At 39.0% G+C, this 26,715-nt stretch carries 24 protein-coding genes and 1 tRNA gene; 11 read left to right on the plus strand and 14 right to left on the minus strand.

Features of this window, described 5'->3' with window-relative positions; translation table 11 throughout:
- Window positions 1-50 precede the first annotated feature (50 nt).
- Genes EHO65_RS05665 through EHO65_RS05680 form a run of 4 tightly spaced genes read right to left on the minus strand, consistent with a single transcriptional unit; the run spans window position 51 to window position 3,646 of the window.
- A complete protein-coding gene (locus tag EHO65_RS05665; protein ID WP_135773174.1) occupies window positions 51-2,312 on the minus strand; it encodes a sulfatase family protein in 2,262 nt (753 codons plus the stop codon).
- Window positions 2,293-2,886 (minus strand): RsmD family RNA methyltransferase, encoded by a 594-nt coding sequence (locus tag EHO65_RS05670; protein ID WP_135773175.1) that lies wholly within the window; start codon window positions 2,884-2,886, stop codon window positions 2,293-2,295. Before EHO65_RS05670 ends, EHO65_RS05665 begins: the two co-directional genes overlap by 20 nt.
- Window positions 2,883-3,485: a hypothetical protein gene (locus EHO65_RS05675; protein WP_425269328.1), complete on the minus strand. Its 603-nt coding sequence runs from the start codon at window positions 3,483-3,485 to the stop codon at window positions 2,883-2,885. The genes EHO65_RS05670 and EHO65_RS05675 overlap by 4 nt, the downstream gene beginning before the upstream one ends.
- Window positions 3,455-3,646 (minus strand): hypothetical protein, encoded by a 192-nt coding sequence (locus tag EHO65_RS05680; protein WP_135773177.1) that lies wholly within the window; start codon window positions 3,644-3,646, stop codon window positions 3,455-3,457. The genes EHO65_RS05675 and EHO65_RS05680 overlap by 31 nt, the downstream gene beginning before the upstream one ends.
- Before the next feature lie 106 nt (window positions 3,647-3,752).
- Between EHO65_RS05680 and EHO65_RS05685 the strand changes: the two genes are divergently transcribed.
- The 3 genes from EHO65_RS05685 to EHO65_RS05695 all read left to right on the plus strand — a co-directional run bounded on the left by EHO65_RS05685 (window position 3,753) and on the right by EHO65_RS05695 (window position 7,403).
- Window positions 3,753-4,745, plus strand: coding sequence for a hypothetical protein (locus EHO65_RS05685; protein WP_135773178.1), 993 nt, complete (start codon window positions 3,753-3,755; stop codon window positions 4,743-4,745).
- Between the two features lie 4 nt (window positions 4,746-4,749).
- On the plus strand, window positions 4,750-5,109 hold the full coding sequence (locus EHO65_RS05690; RefSeq protein ID WP_135773179.1) for an LIC12806 family lipoprotein: 360 nt from the start codon (window positions 4,750-4,752) through the stop codon (window positions 5,107-5,109).
- A 248-nt stretch (window positions 5,110-5,357) separates the two neighbouring features.
- Window positions 5,358-7,403, plus strand: a complete 2,046-nt coding sequence (locus EHO65_RS05695) for an adenylate/guanylate cyclase domain-containing protein (protein WP_135773180.1) — start codon at window positions 5,358-5,360, stop codon at window positions 7,401-7,403.
- A 32-nt stretch (window positions 7,404-7,435) separates the two neighbouring features.
- On the opposite strand, the gene EHO65_RS05700 is transcribed toward EHO65_RS05695, so the two are convergent.
- Genes EHO65_RS05700 through EHO65_RS05710 form a run of 3 tightly spaced genes read right to left on the minus strand, consistent with a single transcriptional unit; the run spans window position 7,436 to window position 10,527 of the window.
- On the minus strand, window positions 7,436-8,371 hold the full coding sequence (locus EHO65_RS05700) for an energy transducer TonB family protein (protein ID WP_135773181.1): 936 nt from the start codon (window positions 8,369-8,371) through the stop codon (window positions 7,436-7,438).
- Window positions 8,349-9,383 carry a Holliday junction branch migration DNA helicase RuvB gene (gene ruvB, locus EHO65_RS05705; protein WP_167482015.1) on the minus strand — a complete coding sequence of 345 codons (1,035 nt, stop codon included), beginning with the start codon at window positions 9,381-9,383 and terminating at the stop codon, window positions 8,349-8,351. The genes EHO65_RS05700 and ruvB overlap by 23 nt, the downstream gene beginning before the upstream one ends.
- 4 nt (window positions 9,384-9,387) lie before the next feature.
- The gene (locus tag EHO65_RS05710; protein WP_167482010.1) at window positions 9,388-10,527 is read right to left on the minus strand and encodes a S1C family serine protease; all 1,140 of its coding nucleotides are present in this window, start codon (window positions 10,525-10,527) and stop codon (window positions 9,388-9,390) included.
- A 93-nt stretch (window positions 10,528-10,620) separates the two neighbouring features.
- Here EHO65_RS05710 and tmk point away from each other — a divergent pair, with 93 nt between their 5' ends.
- A complete protein-coding gene (gene tmk / locus EHO65_RS05715; protein WP_135773184.1) occupies window positions 10,621-11,214 on the plus strand; it encodes a dTMP kinase in 594 nt (197 codons plus the stop codon).
- On the opposite strand, the gene EHO65_RS05720 is transcribed toward tmk, so the two are convergent.
- Window positions 11,208-11,552, minus strand: coding sequence for an LIC10421/LIC12816 family protein (locus EHO65_RS05720; RefSeq protein WP_135773185.1), 345 nt, complete (start codon window positions 11,550-11,552; stop codon window positions 11,208-11,210). The two genes, tmk and EHO65_RS05720, sit on opposite strands and share 7 nt — an antisense overlap.
- A 110-nt stretch (window positions 11,553-11,662) precedes the next feature.
- A complete protein-coding gene (gene omp85 / locus EHO65_RS05725) occupies window positions 11,663-13,105 on the minus strand; it encodes an Omp85 family outer membrane protein (protein WP_135773186.1) in 1,443 nt (480 codons plus the stop codon).
- A 145-nt stretch (window positions 13,106-13,250) separates the two neighbouring features.
- Between omp85 and EHO65_RS05730 the strand changes: the two genes are divergently transcribed.
- Window positions 13,251-13,322: transfer RNA gene (locus EHO65_RS05730), tRNA-Arg, on the plus strand.
- Window positions 13,323-14,394: 1,072 nt separating this feature from the next.
- Here the strand turns inward: EHO65_RS05730 and EHO65_RS05735 are convergent.
- The 4 genes from EHO65_RS05735 to EHO65_RS05750 all read right to left on the minus strand — a co-directional run bounded on the left by EHO65_RS05735 (window position 14,395) and on the right by EHO65_RS05750 (window position 18,291).
- On the minus strand, window positions 14,395-15,843 hold the full coding sequence (locus tag EHO65_RS05735; RefSeq protein WP_135773187.1) for a nucleotidyl transferase family protein: 1,449 nt from the start codon (window positions 15,841-15,843) through the stop codon (window positions 14,395-14,397).
- On the minus strand, window positions 15,840-16,484 hold the full coding sequence (locus tag EHO65_RS05740; protein WP_244243450.1) for a 2OG-Fe(II) oxygenase: 645 nt from the start codon (window positions 16,482-16,484) through the stop codon (window positions 15,840-15,842). The genes EHO65_RS05735 and EHO65_RS05740 overlap by 4 nt, the downstream gene beginning before the upstream one ends.
- Before the next feature lie 128 nt (window positions 16,485-16,612).
- Window positions 16,613-17,593, minus strand: a complete 981-nt coding sequence (gene nadE / locus EHO65_RS05745; RefSeq protein WP_135773189.1) for an NAD(+) synthase — start codon at window positions 17,591-17,593, stop codon at window positions 16,613-16,615.
- On the minus strand, window positions 17,590-18,291 hold the full coding sequence (locus EHO65_RS05750) for an NUDIX hydrolase (RefSeq protein ID WP_135773190.1): 702 nt from the start codon (window positions 18,289-18,291) through the stop codon (window positions 17,590-17,592). The genes nadE and EHO65_RS05750 overlap by 4 nt, the downstream gene beginning before the upstream one ends.
- A 339-nt stretch (window positions 18,292-18,630) precedes the next feature.
- On the opposite strand from EHO65_RS05750, the gene EHO65_RS05755 reads away from it, so the two are divergent.
- The 6 genes from EHO65_RS05755 to EHO65_RS05780 all read left to right on the plus strand — a co-directional run bounded on the left by EHO65_RS05755 (window position 18,631) and on the right by EHO65_RS05780 (window position 25,967).
- Window positions 18,631-19,536 carry an SDR family oxidoreductase gene (locus tag EHO65_RS05755; RefSeq protein WP_135773191.1) on the plus strand — a complete coding sequence of 302 codons (906 nt, stop codon included), beginning with the start codon at window positions 18,631-18,633 and terminating at the stop codon, window positions 19,534-19,536.
- 7 nt (window positions 19,537-19,543) lie between these two features.
- Window positions 19,544-20,467: a helix-turn-helix domain-containing protein gene (locus tag EHO65_RS05760; RefSeq protein ID WP_244243451.1), complete on the plus strand. Its 924-nt coding sequence runs from the start codon at window positions 19,544-19,546 to the stop codon at window positions 20,465-20,467.
- A gap of 185 nt (window positions 20,468-20,652) precedes the next feature.
- Complete coding sequence (locus EHO65_RS05765) at window positions 20,653-22,158, plus strand: ATP-binding cassette domain-containing protein (protein ID WP_135773192.1); 1,506 nt, start codon at window positions 20,653-20,655, stop codon at window positions 22,156-22,158.
- A gap of 70 nt (window positions 22,159-22,228) precedes the next feature.
- Entirely contained in the window at window positions 22,229-23,872 is a 1,644-nt protein-coding gene (locus EHO65_RS05770; protein ID WP_135773193.1) for a DUF3556 domain-containing protein, read from the plus strand.
- Window positions 23,872-25,329 carry a phytoene desaturase family protein gene (locus EHO65_RS05775; RefSeq protein WP_135773194.1) on the plus strand — a complete coding sequence of 486 codons (1,458 nt, stop codon included), beginning with the start codon at window positions 23,872-23,874 and terminating at the stop codon, window positions 25,327-25,329. Before EHO65_RS05770 ends, EHO65_RS05775 begins: the two co-directional genes overlap by 1 nt.
- On the plus strand, window positions 25,326-25,967 hold the full coding sequence (locus EHO65_RS05780; RefSeq protein WP_135773195.1) for a TetR/AcrR family transcriptional regulator: 642 nt from the start codon (window positions 25,326-25,328) through the stop codon (window positions 25,965-25,967). Before EHO65_RS05775 ends, EHO65_RS05780 begins: the two co-directional genes overlap by 4 nt.
- Here the strand turns inward: EHO65_RS05780 and EHO65_RS05785 are convergent.
- Window positions 25,915-26,580, minus strand: coding sequence for a hypothetical protein (locus tag EHO65_RS05785; protein ID WP_135773196.1), 666 nt, complete (start codon window positions 26,578-26,580; stop codon window positions 25,915-25,917). The two genes, EHO65_RS05780 and EHO65_RS05785, sit on opposite strands and share 53 nt — an antisense overlap.
- Window positions 26,581-26,715 lie beyond the last annotated feature (135 nt).

Raw genomic sequence — 26,715 nt, forward strand, 5'->3', positions numbered from 1 at the left:
TCTGGCCTGTACTTCAAGTCTTTCCGAACAAGAAAGAAAAAACAGTTCGATCAAGGTTCCGATTTTGGGAGGAAATAGTCTCCCGCCTTCTTCCATTTCCCGGAACCGATCAGTAGGAGTTCCAACTTACGCTGCAAATCTCCACAAGAAGAAGCCGGAAGTGGTTTCGTATTCCAAGGATCGGAAATCCTATCGTAACAGGAATACAACACACCATTTGGACTCGGAATATAGATGAGCTTTTTGGTCCTGGTTTGGAGCATTCTATGTTTGGAAAAAAGAATGGTTTCCTTTGCATATGGATCGGACACAGTCACACTATTTCCGTCATTCGGATCGATCGTATGAAGTTCTAGGATATTCGGATAACGGATCCTATCTTTCTGGAAAAAATGATCTCCTCGATCCGAAAACCAAATCCCAGTCTCAGAATACACAAACCGATCCTCAGCCCAAGTATCCGCCTTTGGAAGTTTGGTCAGATCCTTCCCTCGCAAAAAAAGCTCGGAACTTGTAGGAACTCCTACAACAGATAAGATCGTAGGGAATACATCCAAGGAAGTTGTGATCCCTTTAAAATTGCGGACTTCTTTTCTCTCAAAAGATTTAGGAAACTTGATGATAAGAGGGATCTTGGTAACACCCTCCCCTCTCAAATGTTCTCCGTGACCATGGCTATGATCCTCTTCGAACAAGGATTCTCCGTGATCGGAAGTGAGAATGATAAGTGTGTCGTCATATAAACTTCTTCTTTTCAGTTCTTCCAAAATTTTCCCGACGGAAAAATCGAAAGCAGTCAATGAGGCAGAATATATAGAACGAATTTGCTCCTGCTCTTTTTTATCAGGTTTCTCCGAATTACTCGGATCCACGAAACGGAAATATTTAGAAGGTCCATAATAGTTAGGATCAGTATTCTTATAAAAAGGATAAGGTGGACTATATGGAAAATGAGTTACTGAAGAAAAATAAAGGGCAAAAAATGGACGATCCTTTTTATCAAATACAGAAAATAGATCGGGCAAGATCCGCGAATCATCCCCCAGGCTTGGAAGAGATCTGATAGAAGAAAGATATTCCCCTCCTCCAAAAAAAGTTCCGGTCAAAACTGGAAGAAAGAAAACCTGAGACTCAATCGTTCTTTGTTGTGTTAATGTCTCCGCACTAAAATTCGGAGCATCTACATTTTGAAATCCCCAATTCGCTCTTGGAAAAATATCTCCCGCAAAAGAAGAAACCACAAACGTTCTATGAGATTTACCTAAAATACCCGGAAGCGTAGCCACCACATTCCCTAATTTTGAACGATCTTCCTTATCCGGGAACATATCCTGGATCCCATGTTCAAAAGAATATTTTCCACTTAGGAAGTCCGCCCAAGAAGGAAATGTCCTAGGGATCGTGGAATGATGGTCCAAAAACACAAGGGACTCGGAAGCTAATTGATCTATATTCGGGGTTTTATCCTTCTCCCCTTTTACAAATCCTAATTGGTCTTGGCGGATACTGTCAGCAGAAATGATAAGAACATTCGTATTAGAAGAATGTTCTAAAGTATCTTTCGATACTTCTTTCTTTTCATGAACTCTAGTAAAAAATGAAAATCCAAAACCCAAAAGTGCGACAGTAACAAAGACTAAACTTTTCTTAGAACGGGAAAATTGAATATCGAAGGAATAAAATGCCGAAGCAACCAAAACTCCCCAGGCAGACCCGAGAAGATGAAAGGAATAGAATAATATTATAAAAATAGAATATCTAACCAGAGACTCGTAATATTTAGATTTCCAAAAGGAGAGTCCAGTTCGGATCACCTGGATGGCTAAAAATAAAAACAGAACGAATTTAAAGAAGAAGGGGGAAAAATGATCCGTAATAAAATATAGTATCCCGACCATCCAAGAATGTCTATAATAGAAAAATTCTCCATATACTTGCGGATATTCAGAAACAGAGCCACAGAATAAAAGAAACAAAACAGAAGATAGAATTAGATAAATATTATATATCCTAATCCTCTTTCCATGTTTCCATTCCGAAAAATCAGGACCTAAAAATAAGATCGCTGTCCCCACAAAAAAAGCATAAGAAGAAACGAATACTCCGCCTAAGTCCCTCAACAATAAAGGGATCAATCCGTAAAAAAGAGGAATAAATTCACTGATATCCACTCCCATTACATGCAAAGAAGTATTGGTAAGAAGACAAAGAAGAGTCAGAACAAATACGAAAACTCCGGAATGGATCCAAGGATTTCCGGAGGTCCATTCTGATCGTATTAGGCTTTTGAATTTAAGCCAGAACTCTGACATTCAAAGTATTCCTTCCGAAAGAACGAGGAGTAAATCCTTCCCAGTTCAAAGGAAGAGGAGACTGGACAATAATAGCCGCCACACCCGGTTCGTTTTGGGCAATCTCTTCTACTACGTTTTTCAACTTTTCTGTCTTCTTGTCCCAAAAAGAATAAGGAGGGTCCATAAAATACACTTTTGTTTTTTCAGGAATATCAAAACCGGAATAGAATCTGAAAGCGTCTTTACGTAAAACTAAATGAGGTTTTCCTAATTTATCTAAAACACCTTTTAGGCTTTCAAACCTGTCCCAGGCAAGTTCCAAAAACACGGCTCTAGCAAAACCTCTACTCAGTGATTCGATCCCCATTTGACCGGAACCGGCAAACAGATCCACAAACGCAGCGTCTTCTAAATTCAAACGGCCTTGCAACTGCAAAGATTCGATGATATCAAATAATGATTTTTTAATGATCGCAGGAGTAAAATTACTCTTACCCTCAGGACTCACTGGAGAAGGGATCAATCTCCCTTTTAATTCCCCGGTCTGGATCCTTAAACCCTTTGAACCCTTTGATTTTTTTCCAGGTTTCATTTTTCCTCTTTTCTCTTTTCCAGATTCATCTCTAATATCCGGATCCGTTTCCCCAGTTTAGAATCTGCCGATACAGATTTAAGTTTCGCAAGAATGGAACTCGCAGCCTCATATTCCTGAGAAGAATACAATATACACGCATATGTGTAAACACCTTCGGAATACCGAACAGAGGCCTCCCCTTTAGTTAGGAAAATTTTTCCCCAGCGAGCCCCTGATTCGTAAGATTCTAAAACCAATGCACGTTCTAAAAATAAAAAAACAGAATTATAAAAAATGGAAGGTTGTTCCTTAGATCTGGAATAAATGCTTAGAAGAGTTTTGTCTATTTCCTCTAAACTGGACTCAGAAGCGACATATAATAAAAGGATCTTATAATCCAATTCTCCGGACCTAAGACCGGATCTGGAAACTTTTACTAAGGTGTCATAGTTTCCTTTTTTATAATATTCATACACTTGATCGAAATCAACCGAATAGGTAGAATCCGGAAATAAAAAGAGTATAGTAAGTATTTGGAAAGCGGCCCGAAATGATACTTTTGAAAAAAAGCCGGACCGCAAAAAGATTAGAGTTCGATTACGCTTGAAGAGCCACACATGGAGCAGATATGATTTTCTGGGCCGTCATAAGATCCTTCGGCATCATCTTCCCAACGATGATCACAATCCTCGCATACAAAAGTTACGGCGTCCTCGTCGAGGTAGTCCTCGTCGCCACCTGTTTCGTAATCCTCGTCAAAATCATAATTATAAGGCATATTTACACGGAATCCAGGAGGGGTCCGAGAGTCAAGCTAGAGTAGGAGTTCCAACCCCAAAAAATAAGTGAAAGGTCCGGGCTTTTTTTAGAATCTGACTTTATACATGCTCTACCAATCCAATCACAGAAGTTACAGAAAAAAAGCGAATTACAAACCGTTAGTGTTCTTTTTGATCCTCCTAGGTTTGGCAGGGATCGCGTTTTTTTTCAGGCAAGATATCAAAAACCTGTTCGCAGGAGATAGGCGTTTACTTCTAGAAAAAGAAAGAAAACTACTCCAAGAAGGGATAGTAAAAGGTGAGCCAAAAGAAGGAGAGATCAAAGAATTCAAATCTACCGCAAAAGATTTCGTGACTTCTAATCCTAAAGAAGGGATCTCTTATCATTATGCCGCCCTTTCCGGATATTATGAATTTTTACTATTAGGTTTTAGATTCGACTCAGTCACTCTTTCTAAAATTGCATATACTGGTTTCCAAGAATTTTTAGAACAAGATAGCTCTTATCTTCCCCTTGTAGAAGATTCTTACAGACAGGCGCTTAGAGCACAAGCAATCGATCCTGAATTTTTAGAATCGACTGACAACCGTTATCTGATTGCGTTCGGAGAATCCATTCGTCAAAAGTTAAGTCGTTCCGCATTGAATAAACTTTTGATCTCCATAGAGCCTGAAAAATTAAGCCCTGAATTGAAATCAGGTTATGCTTGGACCTGTTTGGTGGGAAGTGCCCTTTCCGGAAATACAGAGTTCTTGAAAAAGATCCTTTCCCAACAAGATATCTCCGGCTCTTTACTACTTTCCGCAAGAGAATCCGATTTTTTGATCGCATTATCCGAATTTAGGGCGGGACAATATGTTTCTTCCTTAAATTATTTAAGAAGGGTCAAAAATGTAAACGAGGACTTTCTGACAGGAAGTTCTAAAATTTTAGAAGCAAGGATCTTCTATTACCAGAACCTTTCGCCAAAAGCGATCGTATTATTAGAAGAATATTATCCGAATTCGGGAGATAGAAAGGAAGAAGTTTTACAACTCGCAAGAGAGATACTTTCCAAAAATCAAACCCTGAAAACGAAATTGCCAGTAGAGGATTAAGAAAATGAAATATTCTTTTTCGCTTCTATTTATATTAATTTTAGGCTGTGGAGTTAAACCAGTCCCTCCTCCTGCAGGAAAATTCTGCGAACCTATGCTCAAAAACACACAATGTGTATACCTGGACTTCAGGAATGCAAAGGCTATCTTAGAAGAAAAAGAATATCCAATGAAGTCCACGAGCACTTTGAATTTTTCCTATAAAGTGGACGAAGTCTTCTACGAAGTAGAAGTTCTAAATGAAAACCGCGTAAGGATCACCGGCACAAACGGATTCCAAAAGACATTATTAAAATTAAAAGATAAAGACGAGAGAAAAAAAGAATACGCCAAACTTTGGAAGGCGATTAAAGATCTGTTTTAAAGGGAAATTATCTTTAGTAACAAGTTCCGCATTCAAAACTCTCGCAGTCGTTAGTGTCCAGTTTTTTTATTCAAATACGACGGAATCCTTATTCTACTTGAATTTTAGAAAAATATATCCCTCAAATTTTAAGCACTACTCAAACGAGCGATAAGCAAACTCTTTTCTCAAATAATTCCAAAAGAACCGACCGGATCGTAAAAAGTGCTCGCTGGAATGGCTTTTTTCTCCCCTATTGATCTACGCATATGAGTGATTCAGGTCGTCCAACTCGTTTTTTTATTTTCGGAATTCTGATTTGTTTTTTATCCTTCTCCGCTTGTGCTGAAGTAAAAGGTAAAGAAAGGCCCAAGGCAGAAAATGGAACCTTAGATCTAAGTAACTGGGATTTTGAAAAAGATGGGACAGTAGAATTAAACGGAGACTGGAGATATTATTGGAAGGAACTCATTCCTCCTAAAAATTTCCAAGAAGATCTGGTTTCAGATCCAAGCGGATTTATACCGATTCCAGATGTATGGAACGGCCATCTTTTAAAAGGAGAACCTTTACCCGCAATCGGATACATCACCTATCACCTAAGATTATATCTTCCTGAACATACTCCCGATCTCGCGATACGAATAGACGATGGCCAAGGTTCCGCATATTCTTTATATTGGAACGGCAAGTTAGTCGCTTATAATGGGCATCCTGGTACTTCTCCAGAAGAAGAAAGTCCTGAATATCTTGCTCAAACCAGTTCTGTTCCTCATTCCAAACAAGTGGATCTAGTGATGTATATTTCGAATCACTACCATAGGAATGGCGGATTTCAAATGCCGATCTTACTTGGAGATTCTTCTAAAATTTTCTCTGCAAGAGATCGGAACAGGATGACTAACGCGTTTTTGGCAGGATCTTTGCTGATCATGGGCTTATATCATATGGGCCTATTTTTATTTCGTAAAAAAGAAATGGAGATCCTTTGGTTCTCTCTTACCTGTCTTGCTATCACTTCCAGAGTACTTACAAGCGGTGAAAGATTTATAGGAGAAACATTCAGGAATGTCCCTTGGAATATCTTTATCAGGGTAGAATATCTCTCCTTTTATTTAGGAGTCCCCTTTATGGCTATGTTCATGAGGACTTTGTATCCTTCTCAGTTCAGAAGGACATCCATGATTGTCATTTTAACGTTATCCGTTCCTCCAATTCTTTCAATTATAGTACTTCCTCCCGCGCTTTTCAGCTACACACTTCCTTATTACCAAGCATTGATCGTAATCGGTGGAATATATGGTATGGTCATGTTAGCCATAGCTATATTCAAAGGATTACAGGGCGCGAAACTGATGTTACTCGGCTTAGGAATATTCTTTGCAGCCGTTCTGAATGATTTTATTTTTTATCAATTTCATGTCGGACCTGGCTATCTAACTCCTGCAGGTCTATTCTTATTGACGTTTGCTGATGCAGCTTTATTGGGTAGAAGGATCGCAACTGCATTTAACACCAGCGAAGAATTATCAGTCAATCTGGAGAAAAAGGTAGTAGAAAGAACAAAAGAACTCGCGGAAGAAAGGGACCGAACAGATCTATTATTACTGAACATTCTTCCTAAACCTGTAGCAGAAGAATTAAAATCCAAAGGATCAGTCACTCCTGTTTATTACGAATCGGCGAGTATACTATTCACAGACTTTGTGGGATTTACTAAAATTGCAGCAGAGATGGTTCCAAAAGATCTGGTAGAAGATCTACATAATTGTTTTTCTGAATTCGATTCTATCGTATCCCGTTTAGGCTTAGAAAAACTGAAAACGATCGGCGATTCTTATATGTGTGCAGGAGGAATCCCAAATACGAATTTCACTCATGCAGTGGATAACTGCTTAGCCGGTCTGGAATTTTTAAGATTCATGAATAAAACTGCAGAATCCAAATCAGAAATGGGACTTCCTTTCTGGGAATTAAGAGTAGGAGTTCATACAGGACCAGTGACCTCCGGAGTAATAGGTTCCAATAAATTCGCTTATGACGTTTGGGGAGATGCAGTCAATCTTGCGAGCAGAATGGAATCCTCAGGTAAACCAGGGCATCTAAATGTGTCCGGTTCCACTTACGAACTAGTAAAAGATTTTTTTGTATGCGAGCATAGAGGAAAGATCCAAGCAAAAGGAAAGGGAGAAGTGGATATGTACTTCGTAAGTTCAATTCGCTCTGAACTTTCCATAGATGCAAAAGGAATTTCCCCGAACGAAAAATTCGAAACTTTAAGAAATGAATTAAATCTGAAACTAAGTGCCGTTTGATCTTCAGGACTTCAAGAGAAGTATGAAATCTATTATCTTCTGTAAATACGAGGGAAGATAAAAGTAATTCCGTAGATCATTCCTTGGGCTTTTACTTCTTCAGGGACTCTTCCGAAGTTTTGTCCTCTAAGCGCGTCCACACAGGATTGATCCACAAGAGATTGCCCTTGGGAAGAGATAAGTTTTGTATCTATAACCTGACCCGCGTCGTTTAGCAAAAATTGTACTTTTGCTTCTCCAGGTTCGATTGCTTCTCTGATAACAGTTCCTGCACCGTCACGATATCCGAAATTTCCTCCACCAGGAGGAGAAAAACTCTGCTCAATCTGGCGAAGCATTCTTTTGAAATATTCGTAACCCACGAGCTTCTTAGTAGGAACACTCATAGAAGAACTTCCGTCCCAACGAAATAACATATCCTGTTGGAATCGATAATTGAATGGGATCTTGGTCATTCTTCCGGTAGCTGGAGTTTGCTCCGGAGTTTGTTCGTTAGGATTTGTGAATTCTACCGGATCCTGTTTTAGGATAGCGACTTCGTATACTTTTTCTTCTTCCGTTTTCTTTTGGGAATTTTGAGGGCTTGCTTTGGATGGATTTCTGAAAATATTTCCCATCACAAATTCCCGGAAAGGAGAAAGTGTATGAAATCCTTTTTCCTTTGTGATCCCGCCGGAACCTGCAGACTCTACGTTAGACAGTGCTTTATATTCGTCCTTAATCCTTTTGTCTACGAACTCTTGTTCTAATAGTACTTCGTAAATTTTTTCTCGTTCTGCTCTTTCTTTTACCTGAACGATTGGGTCTTCTCCCAAGATCTTAAATAGAATATTGCGAGTGAATAAGTGAGCTACTAAGAAAGAAGCGAATGCAAATACGAAAAATGCGGCAAATAGAAGGCGACGATCGTCTTCTCCTAAATCTCCTGTGTTATCTATTTCGCTTTTAAAAAAGGCCGGGAGCCGCATCTTCTTCTATTCTTTTGCCAAAAGCCGGAGGGACTCTGTCCATCAGCTTATAAGCCTTCTCTGTGGCAACTCTACCGGAGGAGGTTCTATTGATCAAGCCAACTCTTACCATATAGGACTCGTAATGGTCTTCCAAAGTCCTTTCTTCCTCTCCAATTACTGCGGCAATTGGCTTCAAGCCGACTGGTCCACCCTTGTACCGATCGATCATACATTCTAAGATCTGTCGGTCCATTCTATCCAGCCCCAATTCGTCTATTCCTAGACGGGAAAATGCCTCTTCACAGGAGGGAATTCGGATTTTTTTTTCTCCCTTTACCTCTGCAAAGTCCCTCACTCTTTTAAGAAGATGGTTTGCGATCCTCGGAGTTTTTCTGGATCTTCTTCCTATCTCGAATGCAGCGTTCTCTTCTATCTCGTAACCGAGGATCTTGGAGGATCGAAGGACGATATCTTTCATTTCAGCATCGTCGTAATATTCCAATCGGAAATGGATCCCAAATCTACTCTTGAGTGGATCGGAGATGAGTCCGCTACGAGTAGTGGCTCCGATCAGAGTAAATGGTTTTAATTTGATCTGGATGGTTTGAGCAGTGATCCCTTCCCCCACAAGAAGATCGATCATGAAATTTTCCATCGCAGGGTATAAGATCTCTTCTACCTTGCGGCCTAGGGAATGTATTTCATCTATAAATAATATATCTCTTTCTTCAAGATCTGTGAGTAATTTTGCAAGGTCTGCCCCTCTTGTTAGTACTGGGGCAGAAGTTACTACGATCCTAGTCCCAAGTTCTTGGGAAATGATACCTGCAAGTGTTGTCTTGCCTAGACCAGGTGGCCCGGATAAAAGCACATGATCCAGGGCCTGGCCTCTTTTTTTGGCGGCTCCTACGAAGACGCCTAGATTGGACAGGATCTCTTTTTGTCCTATAAACTCGGAGAATAAGGAGGGACGAAGAGATATCTCATCGTCAAATTTATCCTCCGGATTTAAGGTATGTCCTGCCAAAATTTTTTCACTCCGCCAGCTTAACCGAAACTTTTAGGATCTGGCCTTTGCGGAACACAACTATAGAAACACGTTGTCCTACTTTGGAAGCCCTGATCTTAGAAACCACGTCATTCGCAGTTTTGATCTTAGTTCCGTCTATCTCCAAGATCACGTCTTCTACATCGATACCTGCTTCTGCGGCAGCGCTACCGTTCTGGACTTGACGAACAAATGCACCTTCCGGTCCGGAAAGTTTAAGCTCTTTTGCAGTCTCTTCCGTAAGATCATCTAACGCGACTCCTAATCGAGCACGTTTGACTTTTCCGCCTGATTTTAATTCTTCTACGATTGCCTTAGCTTCGTTGATCGGAATTGCGAAACCTAAACCGATAGATCCACCGCTTGGAGAAACGATCATACGGTTGATACCGACCACTCTTCCGTTGATGTCGAGAAGTGGTCCTCCTGAATTTCCTTGGTTGATCGCTGCATCTGTCTGGATATAATGAACTCCAGAATTATCGATACCACCTCTTCCTACTTTGGAGATCACTCCTACAGTCATGGATTGTTCCAAACCGAATGGAGCACCGATCGCAATTGCCCAGTCTCCCACTTTCACTGCGGAAGAATCACCAATCTCGATAGGTTGTAGATCTTGGTTTGCCTCTACTTTTAGAAGTGCAACGTCTATCATTGGATCTGTTCCGATCAACTTAGCGGAAACAGGTTCTTTTACATTCTTAAAAACTACTTTAAATTTATCGAAATTACGAACTACGTGATCGTTTGTGAGAATATATCCTTCTTTATTGAGGATAAAGCCAGAACCAAGTCCGCTCACTTTTCTTTTTTGGTTTCTTACTCTACCTTGAGGTCCGTAGAAAAATTCTTGGAATGGATCATTGTATTGAGGAACATTTACTGTTCCTTCGGTTGCGATTAGAACAACACTTGGAGAAACATTTTCGTAAACTTCTTCGAATGCTTTTTGAATAGATACTGCTGCTTTTGCGGATGCGCTTGGTTCTCTATCCGATTTAGCATTTAAAAATAAAGCACTGTCGTTTCCTGTTCCGCAATACAAGATCGGAGAGAGGATCACTCCGGCCATTACGGATATGCCTATCACCAGGAAATTTTTGAATCTGTCGGTTTTTTTCATGGATTCCTGTCCTCGGGAATGGGATTCCGGTAGATGAGCTTTCAGCATTCGAAGCAAAACCACTCATGTCAAGTGGCTTTCCAATTCAAAGGCATGGCACAAATACCAGGATTTTACGTTTTTGAAGGTTTAGACGGAAGTGGCAAAAGTACCCTTTCTGTCCGAGTCTTAGACCTTCTTACCTCCAAACATGTTCCAGCAATTTGTTTTGCGGAACCAACTCGGTATGAATCCGGGCTGTACTTGCGAAAATTTTTAAGCGGAGAAATTGAACTTTCTCCTGAAAAACAAATCGAAGCATTTTTAGAAGATAGAGAAGTTTCCCTGAACCGTAATATTCTACCTTCTATCTCCCAAAAAAAGATCGTACTATTAGATCGATATATGTATTCCACGGCTGCATATCAGTCTGGGGAATTTTTCTCCGCAAAAGAGATCTTAAAAAAGAATTTAGACAGAGGATTTCCTGAACCGGAAAAAGTTTTTTATCTGGAAATAGAACCTGAGGAAGCTTTGGCGAGACTGAAAGGCAGAGATACTACTAAGGATAGATTTGAAACAATCAGCGCTTTAACTAAGATCAAAAAAGCTTACGAAGAAATTCTTCCGAAGAGTACCATCCGCTTAGATGCGAAACTCCCAACGGAAGAATTATTAAAATTAGTAACCGAAAAAATCTCTTATTGAACTAAGGATTGTTGCAGGGTTTTTAAGGTCTCTTCATGAATAGAAGCTTCCTTGTCTAGTTGGGCTGCAAGTTCTACTAACTTCTTCTTACGAGCCTGAGAAGAATGATGTTTTGGTTCTGTGGAAGCGAGTTCTCTCAGATGGACCGCTTCATTTCTTTTCTTTTTAGAAAGATTGGTCAGGTATTTTTGGAGGGCTTCTTTTTGTTCTTGGGTGGATAAGGTTTCTACTAATGCCTTTTCGATCAGTTTTGTTTCTTCTTCTGCGGAGAAGGAAGAAAGCGCAAATGGAAACAGGGACAGAATTGAAATTAACCCGACAAGTGATTGGATCTTCATCTTTTACTCTATTTGATTGTTCTAAGGCCGATTTTTGTTTTTGGTCCGGCCGAACTCAAGTGTTTACAAGGTACAAATCCTGAACAGCAAATTTCTATATTCTAAAATTCTTAGAAAATCTGGCCTATATCGATGAATAATTGAGAATCTTCTCTGGACTTAGCATAATCGATGAGTATCACTGTGGCCTGATTCCAAATAATCCGTAAACCAGTACCATAAGAAAATTTATAACCTTGGGTGCTTATATCATGATATCCGTTCCATACTCTACCAAAATCATAAAATGGAACAAGACTCAAAGTTACCAACTGGTCCCAAAATTTGAATGTACCAAATCTCCAACGGATCTCAAAATTCCCAAAACCGATCATAGGAGCGATAAATCTTTCCTGTCTATAACCTCTTAAAGTTTGTAAACCGCCCAAGCCGTTGATGGGCCCATCGATGGACCACATATAACGATATTCTGAAAAAGGAACCTCTCCTTTTGAATAATGAAGTCCTGCTCTTCCAGCAATCACAAGTTCTTCGAAAAGTTTTGGGAAAGGCATATAGAAAAACTTCCCTTGCGTAAAAAACTTCTCAAACTCGAAATCGGAACCGGCACGTTTGGAAGAAGAAGAATAATTCATCTCTAATAGAACGCCTGAATCAGGATCCGGTTCAAAGTCTCGAGTGTCGTAAGCAAGACCTATATGGATATAATTTACATTTCCACCGTGATAGCCATTGATGAGACCCGCTTGGTAATCTTTGGTTAATTTAGATATTCCATTCGGATAAGAAGAACCCCAACCAGTTGCTGGATCTCTTGCTACAGAATAATAATCTCCATTCGTTGCAATTCTTCCATTCGGATAATCATAAGTTCGGATCACATTTTGAGAAAATTCAGGAGCAATAATCCAGCGGAATGCTCCCCAAAAAGTTTTATCGACTGAGAATGTAGCGGTAGTAGAGCGAAACTCATATGTATTATACAAAACATTACTTTCATACGGATAAACGGATCCCGGAGAAGAAGGTCTGCGATAAGAAAGTGCATCTTCCAGATCGGAGAAGCTACCTCCGTTCTTCAGTTCTCCTGTAGGTTGATTCCTATCCCTATACTGAATTTCGCGTAACGTGTCAGTTCCGATCCCGAAATACTGAGAATTCTTATTTGTGCTATAGGAAACACTTGTCTTCAATCTATACGCAGTATCAAAAAGAAAAGGACTATCAAAAGTAAACTCATAGTAATCCGCACCTTTTGTAGTCTTGTAAGCTTGCGCACCGAATCTATATTTGTAAGGTTGGAATTCGAAATAAGGATCAGAACGATTTCCATTCTGGTATAAAAATCCTCTCGCACCGTATCCCTGCCCTCTCACTGGATCTTCTGAAAAAACAGGAAGACCTGTTGCATACCAACCGTTTCTTTTTTCTTCCAACTCTTGTTTAGAGAGGCGTTTGGATTCGTTCAGATCGATTGCAACCTTCTCCCCTTCCGAAAAAATCGAAACCGGGACCAAAATACAGGCTAGAAATAAATGCCGAAAAGAAAACAATTACACCCGTGCCTAAGGGCAAGTTGAATAAGATAATTAAAATGTAAGCTAAAAACCTCGGAAACTTTCCTGACATTTACGTAAAATCCCTAATCCAGGAATCAGATTGACTGCACGGGCAATTCCCAAAAACTCACCTACATAAGTACCTATAGCTCAACGGATAGAGTACAGGCCTCCGGAGCCTGGGGTCCGGGTTCGAGTCCCGGTAGGTACAAGGACTCGAAGCGTGACGGCGAGTCCTGGTAGGCGCACTTCGAAGATTGCAAATTCTTATTATCGCTAACATCGAAGATCTCAGCTAACATCTAAAAGTTCAATAAAAACAGAAAGGGATGACTTTCCTAAAACCTGAATGGGCTATAATTAAAATGAAGTCAGCAATTTTCATTTTCTATTTCATACTCAGCTTCGTAGATCTAATTTTTTTCTCTGCTGGTAATAGCGGGGATGGTGTTACAATTTATCATTTATTAATAATTCTACAACAACCATTTCTGCTCTCATTTTATTTTATTTTTTTATACTACTTAATAAATGAAAGATTGGATAAGTCCAAACTTCAACAAAATATCGTATTATTATTGTTAGTGGTCGCTTTAGACATTGTTAAAATTGGAATTTTTAACTATCACCCATTCTTACCGATCCATGCGATTTTCAATTTCCAATCAAAATCTGAAAAAATGATTAAAGAACAAAAGGAAAGAAGAGCGAAATATAAATCGTTATATTTAAGCAAACCCTTTTTAGAAAATATATTGTTTGAGAATGATAAATTACAGACAGACTCTCAATACAATGGTCCAATAAAGAGTATTCCTTTCCATTTCAAGAAGGATTCCTATTTCACATTAAATAACTTTATAGATTTAAAATATGCAAATATACTTTCCTTTGAAAACGTTCAAAATTATTCTACAGAAACTTCAACAACTCTTTACGATAAACTAATCGAGTATCGAACAGAGAGTGGGAGGATTAGCTTTCTTATTCTTAAAGATACTATTCAAAGTTGCATTCATGACGATTCTTTTCTACAAACAAAGTTTGAATTTTTGAATAAATGTCATCAAAAGTCTGCTTATTATACTGGATTTTGGGATTCTATTTTAGTAATTTATTGTTCGCAACGAAAATTGAATTTCAGATATTCAAACGAATGCGATTCGGTTCATTATTAAATTCTATAGTATTCATTTCCAACAGCTCTCGCTCCTCATGGGTCGCTGCGGAAGGTAACTGCGAGTCCCGGTAGGTACAGAGGAACGGCATCTTCTCTCAGGTATCTATTTTTGTATTTTTGTTAAAAGCTCAATATGCCATTGAAAGATTTCTTGTATTGGAGTTTCTAAACGAAATCCTATTTTTGAATATAGTCTTTGATAAAAAGGAAAATGACCGAGGCATAAATTCTGGTCAGCGGAGAAAAACTTTTGATTTTCCCGCCAGACAGCAATTGAGAATTGAAACGGATCTTTCACGGAACTTCTAATAGACGGATCGACATACGGAAACGCATAAGGGACTCTTTGTTGGAAGTCTCCAAAATCGATTAATAGACCACAATGATCCTCCTTGCTAAATGCATAAAGATCTCTTGCATCCAATAGATCGTAATTTTCAGGACTGATATTGAAGGAAAAAAAACTATCGATCGAAATATTTAATTTAGCTTTTAGATATGATTTCGCCTCACTCATTGTTTTTCCGGTATAAATATCATCATCATATAAAAGAATATCGCTACGACCAGATAAATCCTTTAATTTTGAATCCTCATTGAACATTTCCATCTTGTAGCCAAGTTTCCGATGCCCATGTAAGTCGAAAATTCTAGAAACGGATAGATTATAATTTAAAGGAACCATAGGATCTAAACTGATCATATTTTCCGTAGACATTAACTTTAGTTTTTCTCTTTGCTTTTCGAGAGAAACTACTTCAACGATCTTAAAAAACTTAGAAAGAAATTCAGGGATGGGATATCCATCGTCTCGGACTTTAAGGTTCTTATCGTAAAAATCCTTTTTCTTATAAAATTTTCTAATCTCCGAAGAAGAGCTGCCATTCTCACCTTGAGCAAGATAAACGGATTCCTGATTCTTTACGTCGACTTCGTATCCGTTTCGAGTAACAACAACACATCCGTCTTCACTATATTTGAAAGCTTCTGCAAAACGAAAGTTATCTCCACCGCAAAGAAAAAAAATCTTAGTCTTTAATTTTGCGTTTCGCTCCAAATATTTTTTGAGCCGAAAAACAACGTCCGTAAAATTAATACTCGTTTGATTGAAAACCCCATTCCAAGGATCCAAACCGATCCAAGGATAATCTTCAATCTTTTCGGTTACGATTCGATTTCTTTCATAAATATTTAAGAAGGAATTCGTTTTAGGACCGACATAGTCGTCATGATCAGGGGAGATATAACCTCCTAAAACTTCGTAGCCTTCCTTTTCTAACGATTCTTTTGCAATGATCATCATTTCAAGGTGGCCGTCATGTATAGGACATAGAGCACCCGTAAGCAATAGTACACAGTGATTATCAGTTTTAGGTTTTTCTAAGAAAGCGTAGGGAGTACATAAAATAGAAGTGGTAGCGCCAATATCTACGTTATCTAAATTTAGATCTTCGAAAAAACCTGCTTTTAGCACAGCGTCTATCCCTTCTTCTTGGAAGAGTTTGCCGTAATAATAGTCCCGCTGAATTTTCCAGGTCTGAATCATATTCATAAAGATTTTGCTCTATATATTATATCACCGCGAATAATGATCCGGGGATGGTCCTTTTCTCCCAAATATACATCCACATCATGACAGATTCTATGGTCGAAGATTAATATCGAACCTTCTTGAGGCAAAAAGGAAGACAATACTTCTTCCTCAAGGACTCTTCTATCCCAATCTGAATGATCCCTTTCCCATACATTAATATTTTCTAAATTATCCCGAATAAATCGAGTTGCGCCTGATTCATTCGTTGTTAAATAGATGACAAAAGACTTTAAAGTCCTATGAATCCCGTCTTCATATATGAATCCTGCATCGTAGTGGGCATAATGTTCACCACCCGATTCGTATTTCATAAAGCGAAACAGTGGACTAACTTGCACTGGAATCCAAATCGGATTTTTCTTTGGATTTTCTTGCCACCAATCTGTGGAAGTTTTCTCTGAGCAAAATTTTTCACTTAGGTGAGGGACAATAAGTTCGGAAAGCATATTTGCAAGCTGAAGGGACCATCCGGTGGCTCTTTGGCTTCCGATTCCATAGTTTCGGTTCATGAGACCGTTGACCGATACTGGAGCTAAAATCATCGAATCAAAAAATAATTCCCTAAGTGAATGACAAGTTTCGGAATCTAAAAAATTCATCCAATAGTCGACTTCCGTTAAAATGGTGTCCCTTTTGGAAAAATTTAGACCTGTTTGAATCCGGAAAGCTATCGCCGGCATTTCCCAGAAGCCGGGAACTTTTGTATGTTCAGGTTTCTTATGAAGTATCAAGACCAGCCCCCATCAACAATTCGCCTCATAACATCTATAAATCTGGATGGAAGCCCAACTTTGTATTTATGAAGATTTTTTTGATGTATCGATTCTATATTTTCAAAACTTTGAATCGTTTTGGCAGAAAGAAGGTGAATTACTTTTTGAAAATCGAGGTTGAAATCTTTCAATAAAATAAAGAATCGAATATCTTCATAATTTGCACCGATCATTTCTTGATCAGTTCTCCCATCAAAAATGTCTCCTGTGGGCTCCGCCTGAATGATCTCCTCCGGAATCTTTATACTATTAGCAATAGTATAAACTTCATTTTTGTGTAAATCTGCTATCGGCTGTAAATCGACCATTCCATCGGAGGCCTTTCCATAAAATCCTAAATACGCCCCTTCATCTCTATTGGTTGTGCCTACTACGATCGATCTATAATTTTGTTCTTGTAAAAGTGCAGCGTGAAAATAGAGATAAGGGACTCGGATAATAGAAAGCAATTGACCTGCCGACCAGGGGGAGTATTTACCTTCTTCTAAGCGAAGATAACTCTCTTGAACTTGAGTTAGATCTTTTTGAAAGAATTCAATTTTATTATTTTGTGAACTGAAAGTTGATTTTAAGAGTTCAAATTTTCTTAAAGCCTCTTTTTGGCCAGTTGCACCGACACTAAAAATCGGAAGTGCCATCCCTAATATCTTTTTAATCGGGGAATTAGATTCCTGCGAAGCGAGACTTAATAATCCTAGAACGACGGATGAGTCTACCCCTCCAGATAATCCGATAACACAACTGTCTAAATTTTCTATTTTAAAAAATTCGTTTATGCGCTGGATTTTCCTCTGCAAATGAATTTTTAGATCGAAACCTCTATTAACATCCAGAAAACTTCTTAATTCCAATTCGGTTTTTAAAGTTCGAACCATATCTGAAATAAAAGACAAGGAAGGACTATTAAGATCTGTCATAAGAATATCGTTTTTCATAGATCAAAACTAATTCCTTGTTTTATCATTTTTTTATACTTCGACTTATTGAATTGATAAAGTTGAGCAGCTCTGTGAGCTACGTTTTCCTCGAATTCTTTCGTAGGATCTAGTATGTCAAATTGTAGTATCCTTTTTCGAAAATTGCGCTTATCTAGATCCTTCTCTAAAATGATTTCGTATAATCTCTGTAATTGTGTAAGAGTGAATTTACTTGGAAGCAATTCGAAACCAATCGGTTGATAACGCAGTTTCCCTTTTAAACGAGCTAATGCCACTTCTACTATTTTATCATGATCAAATGCCAACTTTGGCAATTCTCGAACATTATACCAGACAGCCCTATCGGCGTCTGTGGAAGCTTGAACAAAATGGTTATGCAAATTTACAAGGGAATAGTAAGCAATTGAGACGACTCGCTCCCGGGGATCGCGATCTATTTGGCCAAAAGTGTATAGTTGCTCTAAAAAAATATTCTTTAACCCGGTTTCCTCTTTGAGCTCTCGAATGGCAGCTTCATCAATCGTCTCTTCGATTCGTACGAATCCGCCAGGCAGCGCCCAATGTCCGCGAAACGGATCGATACCTCTTTGGATGATAAGGATCTGCAGCTTATCTTCATTAACACCAAAGACTACACAATCGACCGTTAAGCTTGGTCTTGCAAATTTGTATGAATACATTGTATTATTTTTCATTGGATCCGTAAGAAATGATAATCAGTTCCTGAAAATCACTTAAAAGTGTATAATATACACTAACTAAATCAACAAAAAATGCGAACTTAGATAAAAATAAAGGCCCAATAGCAAAGCTTAAATAGCCCGCTGTTTTGATTCTAAGAATATCTCTCGAACTCCCCGCGAAGGATCGAGCCGGGGTCACAAAAATCGCCGATGCGATTCCCGCAAAACGGCTACATTCGCCTGAAGTTCGGCTACACGAATAATCTCTCCAAAAAGAACTTCTCATATCCTTAATAGATCTGAATAGGAAATACCGCTTATATAAAGCATCTCTAATTAAGGAGAATACCTATGAAGATTATTATTACCGGTTCACTGGGACATATCAGTAAACCACTCGTTGAAGAATTGATTCGAAAGGGTCATTCAGTTACCGTTATTAGTAGCAACCCGGAACGTACAAAAGAAATAGAAACAATAGGCGCTATTCCTTCTATCGGCAAAATGGAAGATAGCGAATTCTTATCGCAAACATTTCAGGGCGCGGATATAGTCTATGCTATGGAAGCGATCGGCTACGAGAGCTTTTTTGATCATAACCTGGATATAATGGAAACAATTCGCCGGATTGCTAATAGTTATAAAATAGCCATAGAACAATCCGGAATTAGGAGAGTGATCCATTTGAGTAGCATAGGAGCGCATACAAATTCGGATAGTGGGATACTTGCTTTTCATCATGAGGCAGAGAATATTTTAAGAAAATTACCGAGTGACGTTTCGATTAAGTTTATGCGGCCGGTAGGATTTTATTATAATATGTTCGCATTTATACAAACGATAAAGTCAAGAGGATCCATCATATCCAATTATGGGGGAGATGAAATAGAGCCTTGGGTTTCTCCTTCGGATATTGCAAAGGTGATTGCAGAAGAAATTGAAAAACCTTTCGAAGGAAGAAGTATCCGCTATATCGCAAGTGATGAAATTTCACCGAACGAAATCGCGAAAATTTTGGGTGAAGCGATTGGAAAGCCTGATCTAAAATGGACAATCATTTCTGATGAAGAATCATTGAACGGCATGATCGCGGCAGGAATGAATCCAAAAACTGCAAAAGGTTTTATGGAAATGAATGCGTCCAGAAGAGGTGGAGTGTTATATGAGGATTATTTCCGAAATCAACCTATATTGGAAAGGACCAAATTAAAGGACTTTGCTAAAGATTTTGCTACGGCTTATGAGAGAATGAAATAGGCTCACCGTGAAAGAGATTCAAAAACCATATAGAATTAAGACCATCAGCGAGTTTCATCAGTTGAGAGGTTTGCCAAAACCTGAACATCCTCTGATCAGTGTAGTGGATTATGGATCTATTATACATTCTCCGGACTTCAATCTCACAAGTTGGACTCTCGATTTTTATTCCATTTCTTTAAAAAGGAACTCTGCCGTAAAAATGAAATACGGGCAGCAGGAATATGATTTTGACGATGGTATCTTGTTCTTTATGGCTCCCGGTCAAGTTTTTAGGATCGAGATCGGTCTAGACAGAAAACCGGAACATTCCGGGTGGATCTTATTGATCCATCCGGACTTCATCTGGAATTCCGTATTGGCTAAGAATATTCGAAAATACGAATATTTCGATTATTCGGTGAACGAGGCTCTATTCCTTTCTGAAAAAGAGGAAGTCGTATTGAACGATATTGTCGGTAACATTAGGCAAGAATATCATTCCAATATCGATAAATTCAGCCAGGATATTATCATTTCCCATATTACTACCCTACTTAATTATGCGGAGAGATTTTATCATCGTCAATTTATCACAAGAAAGATCACGAATCATAAAATTTTGGATCGTTTGGAAGGAATTTTAGTAGAGTATTTTAGAGAAGGAGACTTAAGAGAAAAAGGTTTACCTTCGGTCCAATACGTAGCGGATCTATTGAATGTTTCTCCGAAATATTTGAGCGGGCTACTGAACGTATTAACCGGTCAGAGTACTCAGCAGCATATTCATAATAAGTTGATCGAACAGGCAAAAGAAAGATTGTCTACTACCGATTTGCCAATAACCGCAATCGCTTATGAATTAGGTTTCGAACACTCTCAATCTTTTAGTAAATTATTCAAGAGTAAGACAAAACTTACTCCTGTGGAATTTCGTCGTTCGTTCAATTGATATCGTCCTTGGATCGAAAAATCATATATGAAGAACCGAAACCTAAGTATAGAATTCCTTGCAATTTTAAAGCTTTTCTTTTAGTCTAATAATCCTCTGGGCAACCGGAGTCTTATGGCATCTTAAACAAACCCACCCCAATCGATTTTTTATAATCTGCGCTCGGACAGCGTAAAGGGTTTGTTATGCAATCAAGTATCGTCGCAAATGACGTCTCTTTCGAATTTTCGGACGGGCGTATTCTATTTCAAAATCTTAATTTTTCTCTTGGACCAGAACGTACTGCTCTTGTGGGTCCAAACGGTATCGGAAAGACGTATCTTGCTAGATTGATCTCAGGAGAGATCGAAACGAGCAAAGGTAAAATTTCCAGGAATTCTCCAGTCTCTTATTTACCCCAAAGAGAAAAACCGGAACGGATCACTGTGGAAGAATTTTTACAAAATTATTCTTGGTCACTCCACGGAGAAAAACTTTTAACAGGGATTGATCGAAACCGTTTCTGTGATCAATTGAGCGGAGGACAATGGATGAGGGTACGTCTTGCCGAAAGACTGGAAGATCAATTTTTAATCCTGGATGAACCCACAAATGATCTGGACCAAGGAGCGAAAAATGTTTTGATCCGATTTCTAAAAGAATACGAATACGGATTTCTACTAATATCTCATGATAGAGAATGCCTGAAACTATGTGAAACCATTTTAGAATTATCTAATCTGGGTTTGAACAAATACGGAGGAGGTTGGAGTTCCTACGAAGAAACGAAAGAAAAAGAAAGAAAAAATTCTTTGGCCGCCTTGGAAAAAGCGAGAAGAGAAAGAGATATTGCACAAGCAGAAAGAATTGAACAAATAGAAAGACAGGAAAAAAGAAATCGCAAAGGGGCAAAATCGGCAGCAAAGGGAGGAACACCTAAAATTTTACTAGGAGCTCGTAAGAGTAATGCTCAAAGCACTTCAGGAAAAGTAAATTCTTCCAGTTTAGAAAAAGCGAATGATAAGATAAGAGAAGTTTATGATAAAATGGATCGAATAAAAATAGATCCGGTCATGTATGCGAACCTTTCCGGAAAAGAAATACCTTCTCAAAAATTAGTAGCAGAAGCAAATGATTTCAACATTCGATTCCAGGATTGGATCTATAAGGAAAATTTAAACTTCTCCTGGAAAGGAAACATTAGGATTGCGATCAAAGGTGCAAACGGATCCGGAAAATCCACCTTATTACAAGCGCTACTTGGTTCCAATATTAAAACAAGAGGTTCAATTACTTTAGGAAAATTGAATACTCTATATATAGACCAAAGATGTAACCAATTAGATGATTCTAAGAGCATTTTTGAAAATGTAAGAGATGTTTCCATATTGGATGAAAGTGAGATCCGAAATGGGCTCGCGAAATTCTTATTTTTTAAGGATACGGTTTTTCAGAAGGTGCATACGCTGAGCGGAGGAGAACGTCTGAGGGCAGCATTGGCAAGAGGACTTTTAAGTACGGAAAAAGTGGAACTTCTACTTTTAGATGAACCCACAAATAATTTGGATTTGGGAAATATAAGATTTCTGGAAGGACTGATCCTTGAATTTAAGGCGGCGATTATTGTCGCTTCTCACGATGAGCTGTTTTTAGAAAACTGCGGGATCCAAGAAGAATTTACGATAAAACACATTCTAAATGTGACCAATTAGTCATTTTTTCTTGACATTTCTCAAAGCTCCTGTATATCACTCCCTCTAAATATAGAATACGGAGAGAAAGATGTTCCTTCCTAAAGCTCCCCCCTATGATGCCTTGGCCTGGGCGAAAATGTCGTTCGCGGACAGGGCACGTTTGTCCTGCCAAGCCTGGGCGGTCCAAGGTTATGGCTCCCCTCTTGGAGCATATATCGTTTACGTCTTAAAGATAGCATTATACATCGCAGGTTGGATTTATTTCTGCTCTTTCAGCCCTGGTCTCGGAACCTGGGGAACCATCTCTTGGTGGTTTGTTCCAGTTGCTTTTCAAAAGGCAATCGTTTGGAGTTTGCTATTCGAAGTTTTAGGACTTGGATGCGGAAGTGGTCCTCTAACAGGAAGATATTTCCCTCCTGTAGGCGGGTTCTTATATTTCTTAAGACCTAAGACCACCAAAATGCCTTTGTTCGAAGGAGCTCCAATCATTGGGGGAAGGACAAGAGGAATTCTGGAAATCGTAGCTTACGCTTCTGTTTTAGTTTATTCCGTTTTATGTTTGATCCACCCTGCTCCCGGCTTTGAACAATTTTTACCGATCATCATCAGCTTGGTTATTGCTGGTATATTAGATAAAACTGTTTTTCTTGCAGCAAGAGCGGAACACTACTGGGTAACAATAGTAGTATTTGCATTCGCACAAAACTGGATCGCAGGTGCGATGATCGTTCAGCTTTCTATCTGGTTATTTGCAGGATTTTCCAAACTCAACTCTCACTTTCCGAGTGTAGTTTGCGTGATGGCAAGTAATAGCCCATTCACACCTTTTGCCTGGTTCAGAAAGGCAATGTATAAAAATTATCCGGAAGATCTTCGTCCTTCTTCTACCGCCATAGCAAAAGCGAATATGGGGATCGTTTTGGAAATGGGAACTCCAATCGTTCTATTTACTGCGATCATGACCGGTTCTCAAACGGTTCTATACTTAGGGCTTGGAATGATGGTATTCCTACATAGTTATATCACGAGTAACTTCCCAATGGGAGTTCCGATAGAATGGAACTTCTTAGTAGTTTACTCAGGTTTCTTCTTGTTCGGAGCAAATCCAACTATCACTCCTTTCCAATTAGAATCAGCACCTGTTGCGGCATTCTTATTCGTATTCTCTTTAGCGCTTCCGATCATCGGGAATATCAGACCGGATTGGGTATCCTTCTTACTTGCAATGAGATATTATGCAGGGAACTGGGCGGTAAGTGTATGGATGTTCAAAGAAGATAGTTATAAAAAATTAGAGAAACTTACCAAAACTTCCGGATGGTTGTACGACCAATTGGATATGTTCTACGAAAGAAAAGTATCCGTAGGTTTAGTGAGTAAGGTAATGGCATTCCGACTCATGCACTTACACGGAAAAGCCTTCCAAAAAATAGTACCAAAAGCGGTTAAGAACTTTGAAAAGTATGAATGGGTAGAAGGTGAACTGGTAGCAGGAATGGTCGTTGGATGGAACTTCGGAGAAGGTCACCTTCACAGCGAACAACTTCTTAGATCCGTTCAAGCCCAATGTGGATTCAAGGATGAAGAATTACGCTGTATCTTTATAGAAGGTCAACCATTAGGAAAATCTACTATTAACTATAGGATCCATGACGCTGAAAAAGGATTAATAGAAGACGGAAAGATAGAAGTTGCCGATCTAAAGGAACTCCAACCTTGGCCGACTAAATAATGGATTTCAGCTCCGAAGAATATGATATTTGTATCATAGGATCCGGCCCGAACGGATTAGCTGCGGCCTCCGTTCTGGCAGGTTCCGGACTTTCAGTCTTAATACTGGAAGCTTCGGATACGATAGGCGGCGGCTTACGAACAAAAGAGTTAACCTTACCAGGTTTTCATCATGATGTTTGTTCCGCTGCACATCCTATGGGAATTTTATCTCCCTATCTGAAAACACTTCCTTTGGAAAAACATGGACTCAAATGGATTGAGCCAACTGCTTCCGTGGCCCACCCTTTGGATGGAGAATCTGCAGTACTTTTAAAATTATCTTTGGAAGAAACTGCGAAAGAATTAGGGGCAGATAAAAAATCCTATATAAAACTGATCTCTCCATTTTTAAAAAATCCAGAAGGACTTTTGTCAGACGCGTTAGCTCCTCTTGGTATTCCAAAACATCCTTTTTTATTAGCGAGATTCGGATTACTTGGTATTCGATCCGCAAAATCGATCGCAAATTCTTGGTTTAAAGAAGAAAGAGCAAAGGCATTATTCGCAGGCTGCGCAGGCCATTCCATCTTTCCATTGGAGAAATTCTTAAGTGGAGCACTCGGACTTCTATTCTCTTTGACTGGACATGTACGCTCTTGGCCGGTAGTAGAGGGTGGATCTGTGATGATCGCAAAATCTCTGGAGTCGTATCTAAAAGGACTCGGAGTAAAGATCCAAACGAATTATAAGGTTTCCAATCTATCTCAACTTCCTAAGACAAAAGTAATCCTTTTCGACACAAGTCCTGACCAATTAGGATCAGTTGCGGGAAATACATTATCTTCTTCTTATATTAGCAGGATCTCTTCTTATAAATACGGACCTGGGGTATTCAAGATGGATTGGGCCTTGGATGGACCGATCCCTTGGAAAGATCCGAATTGTTTACTTGCATCGACTGTTCATGTGGGCGGAAAATTTTCGGAAATTGCAAAAGCAGAATCCGAAGTGTGGGCGGGAAAACATCCGGATCGCCCTTATATGTTGGTGGTCCAACAAAGCCAGTTTGATCCCACAAGAGCACCTAAAGGAAAACATACAGGATATGCATATTGTCATGTGCCTTCTGGTTCTACAAAGGACATGACCGCAATTTTAGAAAATCAGATCGAAAGATTCGCTCCTGGATTCAAAGACAGGATATTAGCCAGACATTCCATGAATACTAAGGACTTTTATTCTTATAATCTAAATTATGTGGGTGGAGCAATTACCGGTGGAGCAGCGGATCTTCCTCAGGCATTTTTTAGACCGATCGCGAAGATGAACCCATATACTACTCCCAATCCTCATATTTATATTTGTTCCGGATCAACACCTCCAGGCGGAGGAGTGCACGGAATGTGTGGATACTACGCAGCCAAAACAGTATTAAAAAAAATTCATAAACTAAAATCGATTCGTTATTCAAAATGAAATTAGAAACATCCGGGTCCAGAAGACAGGACAATAAAACAAAAAATAGGAACGCAATCTTAAACGCTGCTCGTAGGGTTTTCGCTACGATCGGATTCGAGGCGTGTTCCACGAGAGAAATTATCCGAGAGAGTGGCCTTGCACAAGGTACATTCTATAATTATTATAAAGATAAAGAATCCGTAATGCAAGACATCGCGGATGAATTAGCGGAAGGTATCCGAAAAGGAATTAGAGAAGCCAGAGCAAAAGCGGAAACTCCTTTAGCTTTTTTGAGCGATGCTTACTTTGCTGTATTCCATGTAATGATGCAAGATAGAATCCATTTGGATCTATTGACCAGGAACAGAGATATTATACGCGGTTATCTATTCCAAGGCGGTTCCATGACGTATATCTTGGAAGAACTGGACAGTGACTTGGAGAGAATGGTGGGGCAAGGCGGATTTCCTGCACATCCAATCCGGATCACTTCCGTGATGATGGTAGCTGCAGGTTTCGAGGCGATGGTACTTCTTGCAAGAGAAGACGGCTATAATCTTAGAAAATTATCCGATTATTTAGGCCTTCTTTTCCAGGGAGGGATCACCAATGTTTCCACGGTGATCCGAGAAGACCGAGAGCTATTGGGGGGTTAAAAATTTCTACATTAGGATTAATTAATTTTTGCACAGATAAATCAGATAATAAATTTTCGAATCCTTTATCTACCGTCATGGTTATACCCTTAGAAATAGAACCAGCAGCAGCATAATCTGCATGTAAAAAGGGAGGAATTCCTTGATATACTTTACCGGATTCGGCTCTTACCGATTTAACCAAAGTTTGACCATCGTAAAACTCTAATGTTAGAAAAATTTGGAATATAGTATGGCTAAAAAGTCCAGTCGTATTATCCGGATAAAATTCATAACGAACATCATTGATCTTTACCGAAATCGTCTTTATGTCCGGATGTTTAGTAAAAAGAGAATCGATTACGACAGCGTTTTCGAACTGAGCCTTCGCTCTTTGCTTCATTGCTTGTTCGAGTGCCTCCCCGATATTAAACGAAGTAATCATAGTACCGGGATATGAATAGTCTCTTATTGATTTTGGAATTAAGATCGCCACTTCATGAGGATATTGCTCCTTATCGGTTTTCAAATTTTCCGGTTTCTGCACAACAGAAACTGTACAATAATTAAAATCTATAACGAATATCGTAAGAACAATTGATCTAACAATCGATATGAACATATATTTATTCATTCAATTCCCGCCATCCATTTCTCTATTTGAACAGATAATTAATGAAAATCTCTACATAAAGGAATGGAGTTTTACATAGTCCGATTAGTCTGGAAATATATTCAAAGTTTCTAAAAGAAAGACACCCAAAAAATC

The organism is Leptospira andrefontaineae, assembly GCF_004770105.1.
GTDB lineage: Bacteria > Spirochaetota > Leptospiria > Leptospirales > Leptospiraceae > Leptospira_B > Leptospira_B andrefontaineae.